The organism is Vibrio sp. B1-2 (assembly GCF_963888445.1).
Lineage (GTDB): Bacteria > Pseudomonadota > Gammaproteobacteria > Enterobacterales > Vibrionaceae > Vibrio > Vibrio anguillarum.
Window position 1 is genome coordinate 18,068 of sequence record NZ_CAWPJH010000011.1, and the last position, 23,706, is coordinate 41,773.

The 23,706-nt window shown below is 45.7% G+C and carries 19 protein-coding genes and 4 tRNA genes; 13 read left to right on the forward strand and 10 right to left on the reverse strand.

Features of this window, described 5'->3' with window-relative positions; all coding sequences use genetic code 11:
• The first annotated feature begins 23 nt into the window (after positions 1-23).
• Both ydiJ and AACQ75_RS05160 read left to right on the forward strand, forming a co-directional pair.
• On the forward strand, positions 24-3,059 hold the full coding sequence (gene ydiJ / locus AACQ75_RS05155; protein ID WP_170888328.1) for a D-2-hydroxyglutarate dehydrogenase YdiJ: 3,036 nt from the start codon (positions 24-26) through the stop codon (positions 3,057-3,059).
• 50 nt (positions 3,060-3,109) lie between these two features.
• Positions 3,110-3,601: a methyltransferase family protein gene (locus tag AACQ75_RS05160; RefSeq protein ID WP_081989680.1), complete on the forward strand. Its 492-nt coding sequence runs from the start codon at positions 3,110-3,112 to the stop codon at positions 3,599-3,601.
• Between the two features lie 141 nt (positions 3,602-3,742).
• Here AACQ75_RS05160 and AACQ75_RS05165 read toward each other — a convergent pair whose 3' ends face one another.
• From AACQ75_RS05165 to hutC, 6 genes are all read right to left on the reverse strand, one after another.
• Positions 3,743-4,468, reverse strand: a complete 726-nt coding sequence (locus AACQ75_RS05165) for a DUF3581 domain-containing protein (RefSeq protein WP_047688343.1) — start codon at positions 4,466-4,468, stop codon at positions 3,743-3,745.
• 109 nt (positions 4,469-4,577) lie between these two features.
• A complete protein-coding gene (gene hutH / locus AACQ75_RS05170) occupies positions 4,578-6,110 on the reverse strand; it encodes a histidine ammonia-lyase (RefSeq protein WP_170888329.1) in 1,533 nt (510 codons plus the stop codon).
• A gap of 12 nt (positions 6,111-6,122) precedes the next feature.
• Entirely contained in the window at positions 6,123-7,820 is a 1,698-nt protein-coding gene (gene hutU, locus AACQ75_RS05175) for a urocanate hydratase (RefSeq protein ID WP_013856604.1), read from the reverse strand.
• 77 nt (positions 7,821-7,897) lie between these two features.
• The gene (hutG, locus tag AACQ75_RS05180; RefSeq protein ID WP_170888330.1) at positions 7,898-8,911 is read right to left on the reverse strand and encodes a formimidoylglutamase; all 1,014 of its coding nucleotides are present in this window, start codon (positions 8,909-8,911) and stop codon (positions 7,898-7,900) included.
• Complete coding sequence (gene hutI, locus AACQ75_RS05185; protein WP_170888331.1) at positions 8,904-10,118, reverse strand: imidazolonepropionase; 1,215 nt, start codon at positions 10,116-10,118, stop codon at positions 8,904-8,906. Before hutI ends, hutG begins: the two co-directional genes overlap by 8 nt.
• A 127-nt stretch (positions 10,119-10,245) precedes the next feature.
• Positions 10,246-10,959, reverse strand: a complete 714-nt coding sequence (hutC, locus tag AACQ75_RS05190; RefSeq protein ID WP_170888455.1) for a histidine utilization repressor — start codon at positions 10,957-10,959, stop codon at positions 10,246-10,248.
• 229 nt (positions 10,960-11,188) lie between these two features.
• Here hutC and yqfB point away from each other — a divergent pair, with 229 nt between their 5' ends.
• Positions 11,189-11,533 carry a N(4)-acetylcytidine aminohydrolase gene (gene yqfB, locus AACQ75_RS05195; protein WP_010319023.1) on the forward strand — a complete coding sequence of 115 codons (345 nt, stop codon included), beginning with the start codon at positions 11,189-11,191 and terminating at the stop codon, positions 11,531-11,533.
• 98 nt (positions 11,534-11,631) lie between these two features.
• Here yqfB and AACQ75_RS05200 read toward each other — a convergent pair whose 3' ends face one another.
• Positions 11,632-11,952 carry an HI1450 family dsDNA-mimic protein gene (locus tag AACQ75_RS05200; RefSeq protein WP_010319022.1) on the reverse strand — a complete coding sequence of 107 codons (321 nt, stop codon included), beginning with the start codon at positions 11,950-11,952 and terminating at the stop codon, positions 11,632-11,634.
• Between the two features lie 2 nt (positions 11,953-11,954).
• The gene (gene yeiP, locus AACQ75_RS05205) at positions 11,955-12,521 is read right to left on the reverse strand and encodes an elongation factor P-like protein YeiP (RefSeq protein ID WP_013856610.1); all 567 of its coding nucleotides are present in this window, start codon (positions 12,519-12,521) and stop codon (positions 11,955-11,957) included.
• A gap of 134 nt (positions 12,522-12,655) precedes the next feature.
• Here yeiP and AACQ75_RS05210 point away from each other — a divergent pair, with 134 nt between their 5' ends.
• Entirely contained in the window at positions 12,656-13,423 is a 768-nt protein-coding gene (locus AACQ75_RS05210; protein ID WP_013856611.1) for a nucleotidyltransferase, read from the forward strand.
• 24 nt (positions 13,424-13,447) lie between these two features.
• Here AACQ75_RS05210 and AACQ75_RS05215 read toward each other — a convergent pair whose 3' ends face one another.
• On the reverse strand, positions 13,448-15,811 hold the full coding sequence (locus tag AACQ75_RS05215) for a DNA polymerase II (protein ID WP_170888456.1): 2,364 nt from the start codon (positions 15,809-15,811) through the stop codon (positions 13,448-13,450).
• A 481-nt stretch (positions 15,812-16,292) separates the two neighbouring features.
• Here AACQ75_RS05215 and uvrY point away from each other — a divergent pair, with 481 nt between their 5' ends.
• The 8 genes from uvrY to AACQ75_RS05255 all read left to right on the forward strand — a co-directional run bounded on the left by uvrY (position 16,293) and on the right by AACQ75_RS05255 (position 21,934).
• A complete protein-coding gene (gene uvrY, locus AACQ75_RS05220) occupies positions 16,293-16,937 on the forward strand; it encodes a UvrY/SirA/GacA family response regulator transcription factor (protein ID WP_026027477.1) in 645 nt (214 codons plus the stop codon).
• A complete protein-coding gene (uvrC, locus tag AACQ75_RS05225) occupies positions 16,937-18,769 on the forward strand; it encodes an excinuclease ABC subunit UvrC (protein WP_170888332.1) in 1,833 nt (610 codons plus the stop codon). Before uvrY ends, uvrC begins: the two co-directional genes overlap by 1 nt.
• A 46-nt stretch (positions 18,770-18,815) precedes the next feature.
• Entirely contained in the window at positions 18,816-19,373 is a 558-nt protein-coding gene (pgsA, locus tag AACQ75_RS05230; RefSeq protein WP_010319017.1) for a CDP-diacylglycerol--glycerol-3-phosphate 3-phosphatidyltransferase, read from the forward strand.
• 267 nt (positions 19,374-19,640) lie between these two features.
• Positions 19,641-19,714: transfer RNA gene (locus AACQ75_RS05235), tRNA-Cys, on the forward strand.
• 2 nt (positions 19,715-19,716) lie between these two features.
• Positions 19,717-19,792 (forward strand) — tRNA-Gly (locus AACQ75_RS05240).
• Positions 19,793-19,877: 85 nt separating this feature from the next.
• Positions 19,878-19,964 (forward strand) — tRNA-Leu (locus AACQ75_RS05245).
• A gap of 23 nt (positions 19,965-19,987) precedes the next feature.
• Positions 19,988-20,063: transfer RNA gene (locus AACQ75_RS05250), tRNA-Gly, on the forward strand.
• 896 nt (positions 20,064-20,959) lie between these two features.
• Positions 20,960-21,934: a carbohydrate porin gene (locus AACQ75_RS05255; RefSeq protein WP_170888333.1), complete on the forward strand. Its 975-nt coding sequence runs from the start codon at positions 20,960-20,962 to the stop codon at positions 21,932-21,934.
• A gap of 84 nt (positions 21,935-22,018) precedes the next feature.
• Here the strand turns inward: AACQ75_RS05255 and AACQ75_RS05260 are convergent, their stop codons facing one another.
• Entirely contained in the window at positions 22,019-22,501 is a 483-nt protein-coding gene (locus tag AACQ75_RS05260) for a GNAT family N-acetyltransferase (RefSeq protein WP_094123686.1), read from the reverse strand.
• Positions 22,502-22,716: 215 nt separating this feature from the next.
• Here AACQ75_RS05260 and pheS point away from each other — a divergent pair, with 215 nt between their 5' ends.
• The gene (gene pheS, locus AACQ75_RS05265; RefSeq protein WP_017044058.1) at positions 22,717-23,700 is read left to right on the forward strand and encodes a phenylalanine--tRNA ligase subunit alpha; all 984 of its coding nucleotides are present in this window, start codon (positions 22,717-22,719) and stop codon (positions 23,698-23,700) included.
• Positions 23,701-23,706: the final 6 nt, after the last annotated feature.

The following is a 23,706-nucleotide window of genomic DNA, read 5'->3' on the forward strand; positions in this document are numbered from 1 at the left end:
AGCGCAGTAGGGGCAGGAAGCAAATGTTACCAAGACTTCATCACCAAACGGACGTCGATCCCGTCGTTTTGAGCTTTTTACAACAACTCGAAAACGAGGGGTTTAGCGGCGATATCGAATCACAATACTCTAGCCGACTTGCTGTTGCGACTGATAACAGTGTCTATCAGCAATTGCCTCAAGCCGTTGTGCATCCCAAATCAACTCATGACGTAGCACTTATTGGTAAGATTAGCTCAAAACCAGAGTTTGAGAGAGTCACTTTTTCACCGCGCGGTGGTGGCACTGGTACCAATGGCCAGTCGTTAACCAAAGGTATTGTGGTTGATTTATCTCGTCACATGAACCAAGTGCTTGAAATTAATGCTGATGAGGGTTGGGTAAGAGTACAAGCTGGCGTGGTGAAAGACCAATTAAATGATGCGGTCAGACCATTAGGTTATTTTTTCTCACCGGATCTTTCGACCAGTAACCGAGCCACACTTGGTGGCATGATCAATACCGATGCGTCAGGGCAAGGCTCTTTAAAATATGGCAAAACGTCGGATCATGTCTTGTCTCTGCAAGCCGTTTTTGCCGATGGCTCGGTACTTGAATCGGATCTCTCATTAGGCTTGCCTGAAAGTGGTACTTTTGCTGCGAATGCTTTGCAAGTGACCGAAGCGGTATGCCGTGACAAGCGCGAACAAATTGTGGCGAAATTTCCACCTCTTAACCGCTTTCTGACGGGCTACGATCTTAAAAATGCGCTTGATGAAGAAGGTGATCACTTTAATCTCACTCGGGTACTTTGTGGCGCAGAAGGCTCTTTGGTCTTCATCACAGAAGCAACCTTGAATCTGACGCCTATCCCCCAAGCTCGTACCTTAGTCAATGTGAAGTACAACAGCTTTGATTCGGCATTGCGTAATGCCCCTTTAATGGTAGCGGCCAATGCGTTATCGGTTGAAACCGTCGATTCCAAAGTATTAAATCTAGCTAAGCAAGATATTGTTTGGCATAGCGTCAGCGAGTTATTAGCGGATGTTCCGGGCAAAGAGATGCAAGGCATCAATATGGTCGAATACGCAGGCCAAAGCGAGCAAGAGGTCGCCGCGCAGGTCGCTTCATTGACGCAGCGTCTTGATCAGATGCTTGAGCAAGAACAAGCGGGCATCATTGGCTATCAAGTGTGCAGTGATTTGGCGAGCATTAACCTGATTTACAACATGCGCAAAAAAGCGGTGGGGTTATTAGGGGCGGCCAAAGGCAAGGCTAAACCCGTTGCTTTTGCTGAAGATACTTGTGTTCCTCCTCAACACTTGGCTGATTTTATTAGCGAATTCCGTACCTTGCTGGATAGTAAAAATCTCAGTTATGGCATGTTTGGCCACGTGGATGCCGGCGTGCTGCATGTGCGTCCTGCTTTGGATTTGTGTGACCCACAGCAAGAGCTTCTGATGCATGAAGTGTCTGATGAGGTGGTCAAACTGGTGGCAAAATATGGCGGTTTAATGTGGGGCGAACATGGCAAAGGTTATCGCTCCGAATATGGCCCCGCGTTTTTTGGTGAGGAGCTATTTACTGAATTACGACGCGTTAAAGCAGCCTTTGACCCGCACAATAAAATGAACCCCGGCAAAATATGTACGCCACTTGAGACCAATTTTGAATTGGTCAAAGTCACGGACACCAAACGCGGCTATTTTGATCGTCAAATCGATGTGAAGGTCCGTGACAGTTTCAAACAGGCGATGGAGTGTAATGGTAACGGTTTATGCTTTAACTATGACACCAGTTCGCCGATGTGTCCGTCGATGAAAGTCACGGCGGATCGTCGTCACTCACCGAAAGGCCGTGCCGGTTTGGTGCGTGAATGGTTACGCCAACTTACCGAGCAGGGTGTGGATATTCTCGACCTAGAGAAGCAAGTGTTGGAGTTGAACCCAACCATCAAAACCATGATTGATCGCGTGCGTAACTCTTTCAATAAATCGCGTGAGTACGATTTTTCACATGAAGTGTATGAAGCGATGAATGGCTGTTTGGCGTGTAAAGCGTGTGCCAGCCAATGTCCAATCAAAGTGGATGTACCGAGTTTCCGCTCTCGTTTTTTAAATATCTACTACTCACGTTATCAGCGTCCGGCTAAGGATTATCTCGTCGCGAATATTGAAACGCTTTTGCCGGTCATGGCAAAGGCTCCGCAAGTGGTGAACGGGGTGTTGGCTCAGAAATGGGTACAAAGCCTCACCGCTTCAACCGTTGGTTACGTTGATGCGCCCTTGCTTTCGGTACCGACGTTGGCAAAGCGTGTCGCAGGCCAAGTGGTGAAATTCGATATGCAGCGCCTCGCTGGGCTGTCACAGCAAGATCGCGCTGAACATGTGATTATCGTTCAAGACCCATTCACCAGTTATTACGATGCTGAGGTGGTTGAAGATTTCGTACAATTGCTGATCAAATTAGGCAAAAATCCGATACTGTTGCCATTCAAACCCAATGGTAAAGCGCAGCATATCAAAGGATTTTTAAAGCAATTCACAACTACCGCGAAAAACACCGCTGCGTTTTTGTCGCAGGTAGCGGATCTCAACATTCCAATGGTCGGTGTCGATCCAGCGTTAGTGCTTTGCTACCGCGATGAGTACAACGAAATTCTTGGCGATAAGCGCGGTGAGTTTGATGTGCTGACCGTTCATGAGTGGCTGTTGCCACGTTTGTCGGAGTTTAACCATCACCAAAACCACAGTGACGCGCCTTGGTATCTGTTTGCTCATTGCACGGAAAAGACCAAACTACCGAATGCAGAAAAAGAGTGGGGCGCGATATTTAGCCATTTTGGTTCTCAGTTAAAAACGGTGCCAGTTGGTTGTTGTGGTATGGCTGGAACCTTTGGCCACGAACAGGATAAGCTGGAGATGTCGAAAGATATTTATGGTTTAAGCTGGAAGCCAAGTTTAGAAAAACTGCCCAAAGAGCGTTGCTTGATCACAGGGTATTCCTGCCGCAGTCAAGTGAAACGATTTGAACAGGTAAAACCCAAGCATCCGTTACAAGCTTTACTGGCATTGTTGTAAACCCTAAGCCCAGACCTTACTGGGCTTTTTACTATACTGTCGATATTGGTTTGGAGCGAAGCACAGTCAGGTGGAGCAGCATGGAAAAATTTGAACTGAAAATACCCCCAGTGGCGATATTTATTGTGGCGCTACTGTTGATGCATCGTATCTCATACAGTTTTGAGTTTGTAAGCCTCGCTTTACCTCTGCCTCGAGTGGTCTTTGCGATTTGCTTTGTTTTATCTGGCATCGTTGGTTTACTGGGGATTTACGAATTTCGCCGCAAGAAAACCACGGTCAATCCAACCAAACCAGAAACGACATCGTGTATTGTGGATAGCGGTATCTACCGTTATTCGCGTAATCCGATGTATCTGGGGCTCTTTTTCCTGTTGTTTGGCGTGGCTTATTGGCAACACAATGGGTTGAGCCTCGTGGTCGCATTTTTATTTGTGTGGTTTATGAATCGTTTTCAGATTTATCCAGAAGAGCGAGTGCTGGAAGCGCGTTTTGGCGAAGAGTATGTCGATTACAAGCAGCGTGTCAGGCGCTGGATATAGTTGAATGTCGTAAGGCATCCGAAATCAAAAGCCCCGCAAGAATAGCGGGGCTGCAATCTATACAACGAACATGGTTCTATACAACAAATATGGTTCTAGATAATGAGCAAAAGAGCTCAAATCATAGTAAAAAGAATACGGTTAGGCTGCTTTTGAAAATTGAGCTAAAAACATCTCTTTACGTTCATTGAAGCGATTAACTAAGTCATCGACTGCTTCTTGGTCATAAGGTTTCAGGCCACTAGCTACCATGCGCTTTACCCCTTTCCCTACGATTTGACCGTTTTCTTTAAAGGCAAAGTTAAGCGTGACAATGCCACGTTTACCGTCAACATCAAACGTCGCACCAGAAAACTCAACTTCAGGTGAAGAGAGGTCTAAACGTTCAAATTCCACTTCCATGCTTTCATAGATGACTAATGGGCGCTGGCAGTTAATCATCATTTGCGCTTCTTCCATCAATGGCACCATGATGTGCGGGAAGTTCATACCAGAAAACTGCACATAGTTCGTCACAACGTGTTCGATAAATGCGGTGTTGTGGCTTACTTGGCCTTCGCGGCTCATGTGTAGATACTCTTTGCCGGCAGTATCGACAAGAGCGCTCTCTTTCATACACTTATTTTCAATGTGCAGTGCAATGCCATCGCTGACCATGCCTGAAAAATCAAAACGCATCTTTTGGCTAATGCCTTCTTTTTGCAGCAATACTGCAAAGAGCAAATCGCCCGGAACACAGAAACGCTTGCTGTCTTCGTCGTGGATTGGGTTGAAATCTCCCGCCACTTTTTTAGCAAAGTGACTCGCTTGTTGGCGAGTGAACTGGAATTTTTGATCTTGATGAGAGAAATAAGATGTAAGAGACATAATGTACGCTGTATAGCCAAAACTGACGCGATTATAAGTCAACTCCACTCGATGAATGGTCCAATCAGTAAAAAGAGCCTCACAGAGAGCGAGGCTCAATAGCGTAACATTATAAGCTAGGGAGAAGATTTTCCGGCATGAGCGAGTTATGTACCGCCAGCTCTAGCAAGGTATTAGCTTGTTCAATATCTGGCGAGAAGTAGCGATCCTTATCGTAAAACGAAACTTTTTTACGCAGGATTTGTTTCGCTTGTTCGACCAATGCGGAGGATTTATTGGGCGCTCTGAAATCGAGCCCCTGCGCGGCAGAAAGATACTCGACCGCTAAAATACCACGCGTGTTTTCGCTCATATCACGCAGACGACGACCAGCAAACGTTGCCATCGACACGTGATCTTCTTGGTTGGCTGAAGTGGGTAAGCTGTCAACCGAAGCCGGGTGGGCGAGCGTTTTATTTTCACTGGCTAGCGCTGCCGCCGTCACTTGCGCAATCATAAAGCCAGAGTTAACGCCACCGTTGTCCACTAAAAATGGCGGAAGCTTGCTGAGCGCGCTGTCAATCAAAAGTGCCATGCGTCGTTCTGACAAACTGCCGATTTCGGCAATTGCTAGCGCCAAGTTATCCGCAGCCATCGCGACGGGCTCTGCATGGAAATTACCGCCAGAGATGATGTCGCCATCGTCTGCAAACACCAGAGGGTTGTCGGAAACGGCATTGGCTTCCACTTCTAGCGTTTCAGCCGAATTGCGAATTTGCTGTAAGCACGCGCCCATCACTTGTGGTTGGCAACGCAGTGAATAAGGATCTTGTACTTTTTCACATGCGGTGTGGGATTCACCAATCTCGCTGCGGCTGTCAAGTACATGGCGATAAGCGCTGGCGGCATCCATTTGCGCGCGATGGCCGCGAACGCGATGAATGCGCGGATCAAACGGGCGGCGACTGCCCAGCGCCGCTTCGACCGACATTGAACCACATACAATGGCGGAGGCAAATAAGTCTTCTGCGGCAAATAACCCCTCTAGTGCAAATGCGGTAGAGGCTTGTGTGCCATTGAGTAGCGCGAGCCCCTCTTTTGGCGCTAAAGTAATAGGAGTTAGCCCTGCGATTTTCAACGCGTCCAGTCCAGAGATAATTTCGCCGTTGTGGCGAGCTTGCCCTTCGCCGAGCAGTACCGTACTCATGTGTGCTAAAGGCGCTAAATCACCCGATGCGCCAACCGATCCCTTTTGCGGAACACAGGGGTAGACTTGGTGATTAACTAACGCCATCAAGGCGTTGATCACCTCAAGTCGAATACCAGAATACCCACGGGAAAGGCTATTAATTTTGAGTACCATCATCAAGCGAACGGTTTCAGCCGCCATGAATTTACCAATACCCGCAGCGTGTGAAAGCACGATGCTGCGCTGCAAGGTTTCTAAATCTTCAGGGGCAATTTTAGTATTGGCAAGTAGGCCAAACCCCGTATTGATACCATAAACAGTACGATTTTCGGCAATCACTTGCTCAACGACTTGTGTGCTTGCTTCAATACCCGCTATCGCGCTGGAGTCGAGTGATACGGTGACTGGCTTTCGGCTTACTTGACGTAGTGCTTTTAAGCTCAATTGGCCCGGTTTAATAACAAGATTTAACATGTTTTTTTGTCCTTACTTCAGTTGCGCGAGTTCATGGTTGAGCATTGGCAGGTCGAGCTTTTGTTCTTTAGCACAGCGTTTCGCAATGTCATAACCTGCATCAGCATGGCGCATGACACCTGTGGCTGGGTCGTTATGTAAAACACGTGCAATACGTTGTGCTGCGTCATCTGAACCATCGCAGCAGATCACCATGCCAGAGTGCTGAGAAAAGCCCATACCTACGCCACCGCCGTGGTGGAGTGACACCCAAGTTGCGCCACCGGCTGTATTGAGCAGTGCGTTGAGCAGCGGCCAATCGGAAACAGCGTCTGAGCCATCTAGCATACCTTCAGTTTCACGGTTTGGGCTTGCTACCGAGCCGGAATCTAAATGGTCGCGACCAATCACGACTGGCGCTTTTAACTCGCCACTTTTCACCATCGCGTTAAAGGCTTGGCCTAAACGTTCGCGATCTTTCAAACCCACCCAACAGATGCGAGCTGGTAGGCCTTGGAATTGAATGCGTTCGCGCGCCATGTCTAGCCAGTTATGTAGATGGGGGTTATCAGGGATTAACTCTTTCACTTTTTGGTCGGTTTTATAAATGTCTTCGGGATCGCCAGACAGGGCGACCCAGCGAAAAGGTCCAATCCCCTCACAAAATAGTGGGCGAATGTAGGCTGGCACGAATCCCGGGAAGTCAAAAGCGTTTGCCACTCCTTCTTCGAGAGCCATTTGGCGGATATTGTTGCCGTAGTCGAGTGTGGCAGCGCCGCGTTTTTGCAGCGTTAACATCGCTTGAACTTGGACCGCCATCGATGCTTTGGCCGCCTTGACCACTTGGCTTTCATCTTGAGTGCGCATTTGAGCGGCGTGTTCCATGCTCCAATTTAAGGGTAAATAACCATTGAGTGGGTCATGGGCCGAGGTTTGGTCTGTCACCACGTCGGGGGTGATATTACGCTCAACTAGCTGTGGGAAAATATCGGCGGCATTACCTAACAAACCGACAGAAATCGGTGTCTCCGAGCTATCGATCATCGCCAAGGCTTCATCTAAACTGGTGGCTTTTTTATCGACATAACCAGTGCGTAAGCGGTAGTCGATGCGCGATTCATCACACTCGACCGCAATCATGGAAAACCCAGCCATGGTTGCCGCTAATGGCTGAGCGCCGCCCATGCCACCTAAGCCGCCAGTCAACACCCAGCGGCCTTTTGCGCTACCAGCAAAATGCTGTTTAGCGATGGCGACGAAGGTTTCGTAAGTACCTTGTACAATGCCTTGTGAGCCGATGTAGATCCATGAGCCAGCCGTCATTTGACCGTACATCATCAAACCTTGCTTATCGAGCTCATTAAAGTGCTCCCAGTTGGCCCAATGTGGTACAAGGTTTGAGTTGGCAATTAGCACACGTGGTGCATTTTTGTGCGTCGGGAAAACACCGACAGGTTTGCCTGATTGAACCAAGAGCGTTTGATCCTCTTCAAGGCGTTCAAGCACTTCAACAATTTTATCAAAGCACGGCCAATTTCGGGCCGCGCGGCCAATGCCACCATACACCACAAGTGCATGTGGGTGCTCTGCAACGTCTGGGTCAAGGTTGTTCATGAGCATGCGCAGTGGCGCTTCGGTTAACCACGATTTGGCTCGAAGTGTTGTACCGTGAGGGGCGCGAATGGTGCGCGTGGTATCAAGACGTTGCTCTTGAGTATGGGGTTGCGTCATGTTGAGACTCCTTGTGTTTCACAATGTGGCGCTATTGTTGTTATGGTGCCAGTATCGGGTTTAGTGAGGTGTAGCGATTAATCGTCGGTCATGGCATTGGCGATATCCCAACACAGCCTTGCCGCGAGACGAGCAGTTTGATTGTCTTGGTCAAATTGTGGGTTGTATTCGGCAATGTCGGCAATTAACAGCTTATTTTTGTGGTAGAAAATTTTGTCAAAATAAGGGGCAAGCGCTTCATAACTTACGCCACGTGCCGCTGGGGCGCTGACTCCCGGCGCCGTTGCAGCTGGAAAGACATCTAAGTCAATTGTCAAATAGAGATAGTCACACTGGTCAATGAAGTGTTGCAGTTCACGCAGATGATCAATCGGGCTCAGTGCTGAAAACTGATTATCTTGCATATACCAAACGCCCAGTTCATCGGCTCGTTGAAACAGTGCAGTCGTATTACTTGCTCGGCTCACACCTAAGCAAGCGTAATGAAATGGCCATTGATTTTGCTTGCACCATTGATGAATTTGATTGAAAGGAGTGCCCGAGCTAGGTCGCACCGAAGCGATCTCTGACTCAAAAGCACGCAAATCGAAATGTGCGTCAAAATTGATGATCCCAATCCGTGGTTGGCTGATGGCTTGTTGACTCAGATATTGCGCTGCGCCTTGAAACGTGGCCCAAGCGACTTCATGACCGCCACCCAGTACGATAACGGGCGTTTGTTTAAGCGTATGGGCAATCACATCAGCGCACTGTTGCTGAGCCAGCTCAAGTTCATCATCAATACAGCGAATATTGCCCAGATCAAAAAAGCGAGAGTGCTTATGCCAAGCCATGTTGGCCAGCGCTTGACGAATGGCATCGGGAGCCTGTTTTGCGCCAATGCGCCCTTTATTGCGGGCCACCCCTGCATCGCATTCAAAACCGATAATGGCAATGGCTTTCTCATCTTGGTTTTGTTGAATGGGTAGCGTATTGACGGTGCAACGTTGAGTTTGATGGTGAACGCGTGTACCTAACTCGCCATCTTCGGCATCGTCACGGCCTTGCCACTCGAAGCAGTGCTGAGTGTTGCTAAAGGTAGGGTTATTCATAGGTCAATGCTCCGTCAACTACGCGTGCATGCAAACGCGGTACGCCCACTTGATAACTTAAATCGGCTGGGTGGCTAATATTCCAAATGGCGAGATCGGCATCGTAGCCAGTGGCAATTTTGCCGCGAGAATCGGCAAAACCTAACGCTTGTGCAGCATGTTGAGTCACACCTCGTAAGGCTTCTTGGGGGGTTAAGCCAAACAGTGTGCACGCCATATTCATAATAAGAGTGAGGTCAGCAAACGGCGATGTACCGGGGTTGAAATCACTTGCGATGGCCATTGGAATATGATGCTGACGCAGTAAATCAATCGGTGGGCGTTGGGTTTCACGTAAGAAATAAAAAGCACCGGGCAGCAAGGTTGCCACGGTATTGGAACGGGCGAGTGCAAACACACCTTGCTCATCTAAATATTCGATATGATCGGCAGACAAACCTTGGTAATGGGCGGTTAAAGCGCTTCCCCCTAGGTTTGATAATTGCTCGGTATGACCTTTCACTTGCAGCCCATGCGCAATTGCGGCTTGGAACACTTTTTCTGTTTGTGCCAGCGTAAAACCAATCGATTCACAAAACACATCGACGCTCGACGCGAGTTTTTGTTCGGCCACCAGAGGGATGATTTCCTGACAAATATACTCAACATAATCGTCTGATCGGTGTTGATATTCTGGTGGAATGGCGTGAGCGGCGAGCAGTGTTGTGACGACTTTAATGCGGCGATGATCCTCAAGGTGCTTAGCCGCTTTGAGCATTTTTATCTCATCATGGAGCGTTAAACCGTAGCCCGATTTGATCTCAATGGATGTGACACCGGAACGCAGCAACCCCTCTAACCTTGGTAGTGCCAAGTCAACCAATTGGTCAATGGATGCGGTGCGGGTGGCGTGGACGGTTGATAAAATACCGCCGCCTTGTTTGGCGATCGCTGGGTAGGGAACACCTTGCAAGCGCATTTCAAACTCATTGGCGCGGTTACCAGCATAGATAAGGTGAGTATGGCAATCTATCAACCCCGGAGTGATAAGCTTGCCTTGGCAATCTATGACTTTGTGTTCTGGCGCGGCGGCGATGGGAATGTGGCTATCAAAGTAGGCGTCAATTTTGCCCGCTTTTATCACCACAGTTTTAGGAGAGCTAGGCTGATAGCCAAGCTCTCCTTGTTCCATGCTGACGATACGCGCGTTGGTCAGTATTAGATCCATCTTTATTGTCACCGTTATCGTTTAGTACGCTGCTGATTTAAATGTATATACAAATAAATAAGGCAAAAGCGCACGCGGTGCAAGATGAATGTTGCAAAAGTGTGATCGAATGTTGAAATGTGTAGCGTTAGTCGAGCATCACTTTAGAGGTTAATTTGTATTTCGAGCCCGGGTGATAAAGCAGTGCAGAGCTGACTAACTTATCGCCACTCCAAGTACGGCGATTGAGTACTAAACAGGGTTCATTGACGGCCAACTGCAACAATTGTTTGATGTGATGATCGGCAATAATGGCTTCAACAGTGTGCTCAATTGCACTCAATGGGCAGTTTTGTGAAAGATATTGATTGGGCGTCATGAAGGCGAAGTTTTGTTCAAGATAGTGGGGCGCGTAGCGGCTATTGACCCAACGCACTTCCAGTTGTATCGGAGTGTCATTAGCAAAGTGAATGATTTCACTATAAAAAACAGAAGATCCTAGCATGACGCCGAGTTTGATAGCGACACTTTCATCTGCTGCTAACGCAAGTTGCTTTAAGACTTTACTGCGATATTGCTTTCCTCGGCTAGCGACCTCGTCAGCAATATTACGAATATCAAGTAGCGGTGATTCCGCTTTGTCTTCTACAGCGCAAACAAAAGTACCTAGCCTTGGCCGGCGTTGCAGTTTTCCATCAGCCACCAGATCCCGTATCGCTTTATTCACCGTCATCCGACTCACATTAAATTGCTCGGTCAGTTCTAGCTCGGTGCTTATGCGTTGGCCGACAGGCCAGTGTCCGGATTCAATGTTATCTAAAATAAATTGTTTTATTTGTCTATAAAGTGGTGAGCTTGACATGGGCATGATGAGTTTTATTTGAATATACAAATAATTAACGAAGTCGCTGGGAAATGCAATATTTAGATAAGGCTTTGCGATCATCATCGGCCAAAACTGTGAATTGGTGAAGCAGCTATCGACGACAAAGGGTCAGTGTCACGGTAAGATGGCGTCGTAACTTGTGTTGTAAATAGTAACCTGTGTTGTAAATGATAACTTGTGGTTTAAATAATAAAGAGAAAATACGATGACAGCTCCAACAGAAATGACTTTTTTCGCTCGTTTTGAAGCGGATATTTTGGCGAAAAAGAAAGTGATCACCATTCGTGATGAGAGCGAAAAGCACTACCAAGTTGGCTCTATTGTCGAGGTGAGTACGTTGGAAGAGGGACGAAAGTTCTGCCGCTTGTTAATCAATAAGGTTGAACCGATCCTATTTAGCGAATTAAGCCACTACCATGCAGAGCAAGAAAATATGTCACTCACGACACTGAAAGAGGTGATTCAAGACATTTATCCCAATATTGAACAGTTGTATGTCATTCACTATCAACTGGTTGAAGAAAAAGCTCTGGAAAAAGATCACGCTTAAAAATAATAACGCCAATCAATCACGATTGGCGCTATTGCTGTTTGCCTCAAGACAGTGTCACGACGATTTCATTATAAAACGCAGCAACAGTAATGAGGTTAGTCACGCTTCCACAGAATGTGGCAGAACTTTTGGTCTGGGTCGCGGCTGACGAGCATTCTTGCAAACACATCGTCTAGTACGTCGTCCTCTTCGTTGACAAGACCGATCAATACTTCCGCGTAAGCTTCCTTATCGACGTCAAAACCCACGTGTTGAACCCAATCATCACCAACGTCAAGCAGTTCAGCCGCGCCACGGTCTTCAAATTGTGCCGTAAACAGGATGACATCAACAGGTTCTAGATTATCGGGTGCCATTTCAAGAAAGATGTCGTAAGCCGCATCAATGGCATCGTCGTAAGAAATCAAATCAGACATTATTATGCTCGGCTCATGTATTTGCGTTCAGCGGTGTTGATAATAATACGGTCGCCAGTTGCGACATATTCAGGAACTTGCACGACAAGGCCAGTGCTTAAACGTGCTGGTTTTGAACGCGCAGAAGCTGAAGCACCTTTGATGGAAGGATCAGTCTCTTCAATCACAAGCTCAACAGATGAAGGGACATCTAGTGCTACCGCAACACCGTCAACGACAACCACATACATACCTTGGATTTCTTCAGTGATGAACAGTAGCTCATCTTCGATATCCGCCTGTTTAAACGTAAATTGAGTGTAATCTTCGTTATCCATGAAGATGTACTCATCGCCATCAACATAAGAAAACGAAACCGCACGGCGGTTCATGTCAACGGTGTCGACAAAGTCATCGGCTTTTAAACGCTCATCAACGCGAGCGCCAGTGTTCAAATCAGTACAACGTAGTTTGTAGATTTTAGAACCACCGCGGCCACCAGGAGTGGTCACTTCGATGTCTTTGATCAATAGCGTCTTGCCACCAGAAATAATAGCAAACCCTTTTTTTAATTCATTCGCCTTTGGCATGGAATTTTTCCTTCATACTTAGTTTCGGCGCATTATACCTTGCCGTTTTCGAAAAGGAATATCTTGATTGATTGCTTTGCATAGTAGAACATGACCGCGTGTACTTTTTCTTAAATTAACTAACGCTTTTTGCTATGTATTTATCGGTTATTGACCCAAAACAACCCTTTCAGGCTGAATATCAAGCGGCTATCGATGATCTCATCAAGTTTCTGCGTGCCGGGTTAGGTGACAATCTACATAGTCTTTACCTTTATGGCAGTGTGGCGCGCAGAACTGCGCGTTATGGGCGCTCCAATTTGGATGTAGTGTTGGTGACGCACCGTGATTTCTCCGAGCAACGAGCAACTCTGCTGAATACGATAAAATGGCGATTTCAGAAAAGTTTCCCACATATCACCGAAGTCTCGATCAAAACTGCACTCGTGAGCGAGGTAGCCACTTTAGAGAGCATTTTTACGTGGGGATTTATGTTGCGCCATTGTTGCGTTTGTATCTTGGGTGATGATCTGGCGGAATGCTTTGGCGATTTCGAACCCAGTTGGGAAATAGCCAAACACTGGAATATGGACATCGCAGATTGGGTCTTTTTTTACCGTGATAAAATTGCAAAAACCAGTTCTGAAAGTGAACAGAGCAAGGCGCAAGTAGCCATTGCCAAGAAATTACTGCGCGCCAGTTATTCTTTGATTATGTATCGTGACAAAAATTGGTTTGATGATCCTATCGAATGCGGGCAGCAGTTTTTACGTTATCACCCGGAGAAAAAAATCGACATTGAGAGATTGGGTATTTTGCTCTCTGGGCGAGTGATCGCTAAACGCTCAGTGATTGGAATTCTAGACAGTTATGGGCAATGGCTTGCAAAGCAGTATCAAAAAACAGAGTTTCGGATTGGTTAACCGCTGGCTAGATCGTCGTACTTCTTAAAATAACCCAAGTTGTGGCTGGCTGAGCTGTTCGAAATTCAAGCTAACAAAAGGCAAAATGGCTTCTGCGACTGGCTGCAATTGTTTATCGATATAGTGCTGATAATCGATAGGACTTTTTAAATATTCTTTAGGCTCGGGGCCATTCAGTGTGATGAGGTATTCGATACGACCTCGATTTTGATATTGTAATGGTCGGCCTAACTGCTGGTTTATCGTATCAGCAAGTCGTGCGGCTCTTACTTGTGGTGGTACGTTTTTTTGGTATTCATGCAGCTTGCGACGCAACCGTTTTTGGTACACGAGCTCATGGTCGAGTTGACCGGTTTGAGTTTGCTCAACGATTTCACGAATAAACGCCGCAGGGTCTTCACCATTAAAAATCATCGAATAAAGTTGGTGCTGAAAGCGTTGTGCGAGCGGAGTCCAGTCCGTTCTTGCACTCTCAAGGCCTTTAAAAATTAGCCGCTCGTTTTCGCCTTCACCGATCAATCCCGCATAGCGTTTTTTTGACCCCGTTTCTGAACCTCGGATGGTTGGCATCAGAAACTTTCGGTAGTGGGTTTCGTATTCCAATTCCAGCATCGATTCCAATCGGTACTCTTCACGCAAGTGGGTCGTCCACCATTGATTGATGTGTTCAACCAGTTGTTTTCCTACGCGATCCGCTTGCTGCTGTGAATATTGACCACCTAAAGAGACAAAGGTTGAGTCGGTATCACCATAAATCACCTGATAGCCTTGCGCCTCAATTAACTTTTTAGTTTGCTTCATGATCTCGTGTCCGCGCATGGTAATACTGGACGCCAAGCGAGTATCAAAAAAACGACAACCTGACGATCCAAGCACCCCGTAGAAAGAGTTCATGATGATTTTTATCGCTTGTGAAAAGGCTTTGTTATTGTTCTTTTTCGCCACATCACGCGCAGCCCATAATTTCTCGATCATTTCTGGAAGAAAATGTTTGGTGCGGTGAAATTGACCGCCACGAAATCCCGTTACCGCTTGGTTATCCTCTTTGCCAATCGGAATTTTTAGCCCTTCAATCAAGCCCAGTGGGTCGATTAAAAATGAACGAATGATCGAGGGATATAAGCTTTTAAAATCAAGAAGTAACACAGAGTCGTAGAGGTTAGGGATGGAGTCCATCACATAGCCTCCGGGGCTTGCGACCCAATTTTCGGAGTGTAAGTTAGGCGCGATGTAACCCGCGCGATGCAATTGAGGTAAATAGAGATTGGTAAAGGCGGCGACAGAACCGCCGACGCGATCTAGCTCCACACCCGTGAGACGGGAACGTTCAATGGCGAAATCCAGCAAATGGGTATGTTCAAAGATTTTATTCACTAACACACAATCTTGCAGGTTGTATTTCGCCAGTGAAGGTTTGTCTTTTTTAAACATACGGTTGATTTCATCCATCCGATCATGGGCGTTGTGAATCGCTTTTCCTTCGCCTAATAGCTCCCTTGATACTGATTCCAATGACCAAGAACGAAATTGGTAAGTGGCTGTTTTTAATGTATCAATTCCATCCAACACTACTCGCCCGGGAATGGTAATAAACCCTTGCTGACTCTGGTTTGAACTACGAAAAAAACTGTGCTGTTTGCCACGACCAATCGCAAGTTTTAACTTATGCCACTCGGCTCTTTTATGGAGTAAGCGAAAATCAAAATCAATCACGCTCCAGCCAATTACTACATCAGGGTCGAACTCAGTGAACCAATCGATGAGAGCGTTGAGCAATGCGTATTCGTCTTTCACCCATTGAATTGGGGTATCGCAAGGCTCAGGCTCACCAATCATGATTACGCGGCTGTCCATTGGGCTATCAAAACCAATCGAGTAGAGAATGCCTTTTTCAGAACACTCTAAATCCAGCGAAACCACTTTCAGATGAGGAAGATAGTTGCCCGGTCGACATTTCGCCTGTTCTATTTTTGAGTGGGAAAACGTCTGGGTAAGCCGTCCAGTGAATTCAATGCTGCCTTTAAGAAAACGCTCCATAAGAAAGCGGTCGGCAAGCTTAATATCATCTTCTAACGTCAGAATATGATGTTGCTTTAGTAGTGCCGAAAACTCAGCATGCGTTTGAATCGTTTGACAATAACAACCCGCTAGGAGGGTATGTTCAAAATCTTCCAAATCCAATGTCTTTAATTCGATAGAGAGCTGCCGCTCTAACGCTAATTTTTGCGCTTGTGGCACATCTTTCTGTGGTATGAAGAAAACGGGTTTTTCACCACGGATAATCAGTTGGGTTGGACCTTGAGGCGTACTCAACCACAACTCAATATGAGTCGAGCCATGAAGGTCTCTTGCATGGCGAGTAAGTAAAAAACCGTGTTGAATAACCAAGCGTAATAAATCCAAATAGTCGTAACCTTGGGGGAGGGCATCATATCAGAGCTACGAGGTAAATAACGAATTTCAGTGAGGTGAGTAAGCGGGCGATGGAGATCAAATAACCGTTAATTGGTATGGTGTATGCATTTTAACTTTATGATTTGTTTTGGTTTTGTATTTTTATGAGGCTGGTTGCATTTTTATGTTTAGGTTCAAATTTGTCAAAAAATCATGTAAAAGTCGTGCGGCATCTCTGCTAATATAATTAAGCTTTTGATTTGTTAATGGATTCTCATTGGATGATTAGCCGAACAAATAAGTACTTGCCAAATTTGGGGTTTGAGCACATATTCAGTGTGAGTAAAAACCAATGTTAAGTTAATTACCCGATTGTGAGTTAATTTCCAATTGTGAGCTAATTAATGTGGGCCGCGATGCTGCTATCCACGATTCAGTGGGTGCAGAGCCAATAGATGAGTGTGGAGATACAAGTTTGATAAGTGTTTTCCTTGTAGATGATCACGAGCTGGTTCGCACAGGGATACGACGTATTATTGAAGACGTCCGTGGAATGAACGTAGTAGGGGAAGCTGACAGCGGTGAAGAAGCAGTAAAATGGTGTCGCACTAATCATGTCGACGTTGTTTTAATGGATATGAACATGCCTGGTATCGGCGGTTTGGAAGCGACAAAAAAAATTCTGCGCTTTAATCCAGATGTGAAAATCATCGTGTTAACGGTTCATACGGAAAATCCATTTCCGACCAAAGTGATGCAAGCTGGAGCCGCGGGTTATTTAACCAAAGGTGCAGGCCCAGATGAAATGGTCAACGCGATTCGCATTGTGAATAGCGGGCAGCGTTATATCTCGCCTGAAATCGCACAGCAAATGGCATTAAGCCAATTTTCGCCAGCTTCTGACAATCCATTTGCTGATCTCTCGGAAAGAGAGCTGCAGATTATGATGATGATTACTAAAGGGCAAAAAGTGACGGATATTTCCGAGCAACTTAGTCTTAGCCCCAAAACAGTAAATAGCTATCGCTATCGACTGTTTAGTAAGTTAGCGATCAGCGGTGATGTTGAACTGACCCATTTAGCTATTCGACACGGAATGTTAGATACAGAGACGCTTTAGTGACTTCTTTGTTCGACTCGGTCGCTTTTCTTAAAACCGTTACCCATCAGCCCGGCGTTTATCGAATGTATAACGCCGAGGCTGATATCATATATGTTGGCAAAGCCAAAGACCTCAAAAAACGCCTTTCTAGCTACTTTCGAAAAACAATCGACAGTGAGAAAACGCGCGCGTTAGTCAGCCATATCAATAAAATTGATGTCACCGTTACTCACACTGAAACGGAAGCGTTGATCCTTGAACATAATTACATCAAGCAATATTTGCCTAAATACAATGTGCTGCTGCGAGACGATAAATCTTACCCGTATATTTTTATTAGTGGGCATAAGCACCCTCGTTTGTCGTTGCACCGTGGCGCGAAAAAGCGCAAAGGTGAGTATTTTGGTCCATATCCTGATTCTGGTGCGGTTCGAGAGTCGTTACACCTCATCCAAAAAATATTTCCGGTAAGACAATGTGAAGATACCGTCTATAGCAATCGGACTCGTCCTTGCCTGATGTATCAAATTGGCCGCTGCGCTGCACCTTGTGTGAGTCATATCATTGCGGATGAAGAGTATGCTGAATTGGTTAATTATGTTCGATTGTTTTTGCAAGGCAAAGATAACCAAGTACTTGAAACATTAGTGCAAAAAATGGAACAAGCCAGCCAAGCACTGCAGTTTGAAAATGCCGCTAAATTTAGAGACCAGATCCAAGCCATTCGAAGAGTCCAAGAACAACAGTTTGTTTCTGAAGAGACGATGGATGATATGGATGTATTGGGATTTGCCCAAGAAAATGGCATCGCTTGCATCCATATTTTGATGATCCGCCAAGGTAAAATATTGGGTAGTCGTAGTCATTTTCCTAAAATTCCGGCTAACACGACTCAAGAAGAGGTGTTTGATGGCTTTTTAGGGCAGTATTATTTAAGTCACAATGAAGCGCGTACGATCCCAAGTAGAGTGATCTTAAATGCGGGTCTGCTAGAGGATGAAAAGCCGCTGCAAGCAGCCTTACAGACCTTGGTCGGACGTAAAGTTTCTTTCCACATCAGCCCAACAGGTGTGCGTGCCCAATATTTAAAATTGGCTAATACCAATGCATTGAGTGCAATAACGGCTAAGATTAACCATAGAATGACGATCAACCAGCGCTTTAAAGCACTTCAATCTGTTTTAGGGTTGGATAGCATAGAGCGTATGGAGTGTTTTGATATTTCGCACACCATGGGAGAGAGCACGATCGCCTCATGCGTGGTATTTAACCAAGAAGGGCCTGTTAAACCAGAATACCGCCGTTATAACATCACGGGAATTACTGGTGGGGATGATTACGCTGCAATGGGACAAGTGTTAGATAAGCGGTATTCCAAGCAGCTTGACGTGGAAAAAATCCCCGATGTCATTTTCATTGATGGTGGTAAAGGGCAATTGAATCGAGCTTTGCAGATCATCTCTAGCCATTGGCAAGATTGGCCGAAAAGACCGGTGATGATTGGTATTGCGAAAGGCGTTACCCGCAAACCGGGGCTAGAGACGTTGATTACAACCGATGGCGGTGAATTTAACCTGCCGAGTGACGCGCCAGCTTTGCATTTGATTCAGCATATTCGCGATGAAAGCCATAATCACGCCATTGCTGGGCATAGAGCGAAACGAGGTAAAACACGGCGTACCAGTATATTGGAAGGCATCGAAGGGGTTGGACCTAAACGTCGACAAGCACTGCTGAAATATATGGGTGGCCTGCAAGAGCTAAAAAGAGCAACTGTTGAAGAAATCGCCAAAGTACCCGGTATTAGCCATTCTTTAGCTGAAAACATTTATCAAGCATTGAAACAATAAGAAAAATAACGCAACATAACCGCGCAATCGATAAGAGCCTATAAATATGCGTTTGAATATTCCTAATATTTTGTCTTTATTACGACTTTTCCTCATTCCAGTATTTGTCGTCGTTTTCTATCTGCCTTACGGCTGGGGCCCTTTTGCTGCGGCAATGGTGTTCTGGGTAGCAGGCTTTACCGATTGGTTAGATGGTATGCTGGCGCGAAAACTTGGGCAAACCTCTCGCTTTGGTGCTTTTATCGACCCAGTAGCAGATAAAGTGCTCGTCGCTACAGCTCTTATCTTGATCACCGACCATTACCACAGTATCTGGATAACGATTCCAGCCGTGACAATGATTGCCCGTGAAATCATCATTTCTGCGTTGCGAGAATGGATGGCGGAAATTGGTAAACGAGCCAGCGTTGCGGTTTCATGGGTAGGCAAAGTTAAAACGCTAACCCAAATGTTTGCATTGTGGGTACTGATTTGGCGGCATGATGACTGGATGGTGTGGGTCGGCTATGCTGCGTTATACATCGCAACCATTTTGACCTATTGGTCAATGGTTCAATACTTGGCGGCAGCTAAAGACGACCTCCTCAATGCAGAACATCATTAAGAAACGGGCTTAGGCCCGTTTTTTGTTCCTCCAATTTCTACAATCCCTTTCACAACATGCATTATTGCTTCAGTTAAAGCACAGTTATCTCGTGTAAAAGGTGGTGAATTTTGCTATCAAATTAACCAAATCTGTCCTTTTTGAATGCAAAATAGCCAAACGGTTTAAAAACTAAAAAAATAATATTGACTCATCGAATCGAATGCGTAGAATGCATCCCGTACTTGAGAGGAACGGAGAAACAACCCAACCCCTTGATGTTACAGGGGCGCGTTGGCAGAGGGGCTATGCAGCGGATTGCAAATCCGTGGACCTCGGTTCGACTCCGGGACGCGCCTCCATTGCGACACTAGCTCAGTTGGTAGAGCGCAACCTTGCCAAGGTTGAGGTCACGAGTTCGAACCTCGTGTGTCGCTCCAAATTTTGAGGTGTTGAACTTAACGTTCAGTATCTAAAGATGGTGTTACTAAATTTTGTAAACAGCATCGCAATGCAGAATTGCGTGCCCTGGTGGTGAAATTGGTAGACACAAGGGATTTAAAATCCCTCGACTTTCGAGTCGTGCCGGTTCAAGTCCGGCCCGGGGCACCATCTTTTTACTGCTTATGCAGTATGCGACACTAGCTCAGTTGGTAGAGCGCAACCTTGCCAAGGTTGAGGTCACGAGTTCGAACCTCGTGTGTCGCTCCAAATTAAAGCCCTAGCAGAAATGCTGGGGCTTTTTCATCTCTGTCTCACAGCCAGTTTACAACCAACGATATCGTTTTAGAGCCACCTTGCCAAGGTTGAGGTCACGCTTTTAGTTCAAAAGAAAGCGAACCTCGTGTGTCGCTCCAAATTAAAGCCCTAGCGGAAATGCTGGGGCTTTTTCATCTCTGTCTCACAGCCAGTTTACAACCAACGATATCGTTTTAGAGCAACCTTGCCAAGGTTGAGGTCACGCTTTTAGTCCAAAAGAAAGCGAACCTCGCGTGTCGCTCCAAATCGCCGCCCTAGCGGAAACTGGGTAACCCCCCTACGTTCACTATATTCGTTGACGGTTTCGGACGTGAAATTGAAATATTTTAAGCAAAGCCATCACCATCAAAAAGCAATGCTTCAATTTATGGTCAAATCTCGCATCGTTTTCACTCTCTATTCTCAATTCTAGAATGTTAATAATTTGATAATGCAACCCTTATCTTGAGTTGTTATTATTTTGTGATGTGAAATTTCGGCCTATTTCACATAATTTTCGTGCCAACATTTAATTTATGGTGTGAATTATTTGCAAAAGCGTGATTTATATAAACTTATCAATAACCCATTCATGGGAACGGTTCCTGATGTGACATTGATCTATTTTTACATTGATTTGGTGAATGTAAACTCCATCCCCGTCAGCAACGTTAAGGGAATACATAAGCAGTGGTTGCTGAGCAATAAAGAGATTGAGCTGTTCATGATTACCAAAGTAGCGTGCTACTTCCCCCGGTGAATTTGAATCTAACTCATTAATTTTATTGAATATATCTCAGGATGAGATTCAAGGTGCCAAGCACCAACATAATGATAATGATGACCATAAGGTCGATGGAGTATAAAAAATGAATTTTGCTACCTCTGGTAAACTTTCTCTTGCCGCAATTCTAATTTCAGCGGCACTACAAGCAAACGCAGGTATCAGTGTTGAAGGTGAACAAGGTGTTTTCTCAATCGGCGGTGATGTTGAGTTCGATATCAACCTTCGTGATAAAAATGCCACTGATAAGCAAGAGCTAAATCAAGACGGTCGTCTTTTGGTTCAAATCGCTGGTGAGCGCAGTGTGAGTGGTGACCGTTATATCAAAGCACAAGCACAGCCTTTACTTAAAACAACGGGTGATGTTGAGCTTGATGATGCGTGGATTGCATTTGGTCAAGCAAATAACTGGGAATTGAGAGTAGGTCGTTATGAAGCATTTGATCTATTCCCTGTTGGTCAAGATACTATGCTTGAATACGCAACAGCAGAACCGTATCGAGCGAATGCGGCTCGTGGTCGTGGCGATAACGGCCAAGTCGGTTTTAGTAAGACAGCGGATAATCTTTACTTTGAACTCTCTACCAAATTTGAGAAGAATGCGACTACAGCGGATAAAAATGCTGTGTTCATACGCCCAGTTGTTGCGTACCAAATCGTTGACTCAGTTCGTGTTGCTGCTGGTTTAGAAGCCAATCTGACTGCAGATGATAAAGATGCTGCGAATGATTTCCTTGGTTATGGCGCGACAGTTAACTATTCTGCTAACGATCTTTCTATCAACGTGAACTATGCGTTCCGTGATTTCGACAAAACTAAACAAGAAGATACGACCATCGGTGCTAACTTACTGTTTAAAGGCTTTGGTCTAGGTCATGTCTATGGTGATGTTGATAAAGGTACTAGCGAGAAGGTAAATACCACTTATGCTTCTTACCAATTTGCTAATGTGATGGATGTGGAAGATTTCTCTGTTTATCTAGGTACTTACTACTCGAAAGTAGACGACACAGAAAACAAAGATCTAGGCATGCGTATCCGTCTAAAATACTTCTTCTAAGTTTTAAAACTTAAGCATTAAATCTCAACTGCTTTTGATGCCTACCGTTCGGTAGGCATTTTTTGTATAAGCAGATGCGATGATTTACAGCTGTTTAAGCATCCACACATCGCAGCCGTTGTGCTCAGTGCCGTCCATTGGTCGATCCAAATGTATAAATCCGAGTTTTTCATATAACTGAATGGCGGATGTCATACTAGATAACGTATCCAAATAGCAAGATTGATAACCTGCATTTTGAGCAAACGATAGGCATGCTTCACTGAGCATTTTTCCCAGCCCGCAACCGCGACTTTCTGGTAATAAGAAGAGTTTTTTTAGCTCACAGATCCGTTGGCTATGATGAAAGGCTGCAATACCTGCTCCACCGACAATGATGCCGTCACGTTTGGCTACCAGATACAGGCTGCTGCTCTCTTGCGTGTAATGTTGACTCATGTTTTCCACTTCAGCATCAGATGGGCCAAAACCCTCACCGATGGCCCCAAATTCAGCGCCTACAGATTGGATAATTTTACAAATGTCCGAATCATCTTGTGGTTCGATTGGTGTTATCGTGATGTTCATCGTTTCTTCTTAAAAATAGTCATGTTTTTATTATTGTTTGGGGAGAGGGAGGTAATATCAAGAGAGCGGCAAAAATAATGCCGTTTTTTTGTTCAAGAGCAAGCCTCAGTATCATTTCAATTTGGCTTTAGAGGTGGCTTTCGATACTATGTGCAGCTATCTGAAAAATACAAAACATCCTATACGGACACTACCTACAGGTAGATGAGGAAACGATGCAACATCTAGAAGAGATTATTGCTAATGCGACCGCAGCGATTAATGCTGCCGATTCGCTAGTCGCACTTGATGAAGTGCGTGTTCAGTACTTGGGTAAAAAAGGTGAGTTAACCACTCAGCTACAGAGCCTAGGTAAATTGCCACCCGAAGAACGTCGCGCTGCAGGTCAAGAGATCAACGTTGCGAAAGAGACAGTGCAACACGCCATTGCTACGCGTAAAGATGCTTTGCAGCGAGCAGAGTTAGAAGCCAAACTAGCGGCTGAAACGATTGACGTTACTTTGCCTGGGCGCCGCATTGAAAATGGTGGCTTACACCCAGTGACTCGCACAGTTGAACGCATTGAGCAGTTCTTCGGTGAGCTTGGTTTTCATGTTGAATCTGGCCCTGAAATTGAAGACGCCTTCCACAACTTTGATGCGTTGAATATCGCTGCCGATCACCCAGCACGTACTGATCACGATACCTTCTTCTTTAATCCAGATTTAATGTTGCGTACACACACGTCAGGTGTGCAAATTCGCACTATGGAAAATGGTCAACCGCCGTTTCGTTTTATTGCGCCGGGCCGCGTATATCGTAATGACTACGACCAAACACACACACCAATGTTCCACCAGGTTGAAGGCATGTTGGTTGATGAGCACGTCAATTTTGCTCAGCTTAAAGGTATTTTGAACGATTTCTTATGTAACTTCTTTGAAGAAGAAGTTGAAGTGCGTTTCCGTCCTTCTTATTTCCCATTTACAGAACCTTCTGCGGAAGTGGATGTGAAGGGTAAAAATGGTAAATGGCTTGAAGTTCTAGGCTGTGGCATGGTTCACCCGAACGTTTTGCGCAGTGTTGGTATTGACCCTGAAAAATATTCTGGCTTTGCATTTGGTATGGGTGTTGAGCGTTTAACGATGCTTCGTTATGGCGTCAACGACCTACGCGCGTTCTTTGAGAACGATCTGCGCTTCCTCAAACAATTCAAGTAATTCAAG

What these genes read in the sequence shown, in the direction of transcription:
- hutI (WP_170888331.1), bottom strand. Translation starts at nt 10,118, where the DNA reads ATGGATCTAATACTGACCAACGCGCGTATCGTCAGCATGGAACAAGGA.
- AACQ75_RS05255 (WP_170888333.1), top strand. Translation starts at nt 20,960, where the DNA reads ATGAATTTTGCTACCTCTGGTAAACTTTCTCTTGCCGCAATTCTAATT.
- pgsA (WP_010319017.1), top strand. Translation starts at nt 18,816, where the DNA reads ATGCGTTTGAATATTCCTAATATTTTGTCTTTATTACGACTTTTCCTC.
- AACQ75_RS05200 (WP_010319022.1), bottom strand. Translation starts at nt 11,952, where the DNA reads ATGTCTGATTTGATTTCTTACGACGATGCCATTGATGCGGCTTACGAC.
- pheS (WP_017044058.1), top strand. Translation starts at nt 22,717, where the DNA reads ATGCAACATCTAGAAGAGATTATTGCTAATGCGACCGCAGCGATTAAT.
- ydiJ (WP_170888328.1), top strand. Translation starts at nt 24, where the DNA reads ATGTTACCAAGACTTCATCACCAAACGGACGTCGATCCCGTCGTTTTG.
- hutC (WP_170888455.1), bottom strand. Translation starts at nt 10,959, where the DNA reads ATGTCAAGCTCACCACTTTATAGACAAATAAAACAATTTATTTTAGAT.
- AACQ75_RS05210 (WP_013856611.1), top strand. Translation starts at nt 12,656, where the DNA reads ATGTATTTATCGGTTATTGACCCAAAACAACCCTTTCAGGCTGAATAT.
- hutH (WP_170888329.1), bottom strand. Translation starts at nt 6,110, where the DNA reads ATGTTAAATCTTGTTATTAAACCGGGCCAATTGAGCTTAAAAGCACTA.
- hutG (WP_170888330.1), bottom strand. Translation starts at nt 8,911, where the DNA reads ATGAATAACCCTACCTTTAGCAACACTCAGCACTGCTTCGAGTGGCAA.
- yeiP (WP_013856610.1), bottom strand. Translation starts at nt 12,521, where the DNA reads ATGCCAAAGGCGAATGAATTAAAAAAAGGGTTTGCTATTATTTCTGGT.
- AACQ75_RS05165 (WP_047688343.1), bottom strand. Translation starts at nt 4,468, where the DNA reads ATGTCTCTTACATCTTATTTCTCTCATCAAGATCAAAAATTCCAGTTC.
- yqfB (WP_010319023.1), top strand. Translation starts at nt 11,189, where the DNA reads ATGACAGCTCCAACAGAAATGACTTTTTTCGCTCGTTTTGAAGCGGAT.
- AACQ75_RS05260 (WP_094123686.1), bottom strand. Translation starts at nt 22,501, where the DNA reads ATGAACATCACGATAACACCAATCGAACCACAAGATGATTCGGACATT.
- hutU (WP_013856604.1), bottom strand. Translation starts at nt 7,820, where the DNA reads ATGACGCAACCCCATACTCAAGAGCAACGTCTTGATACCACGCGCACC.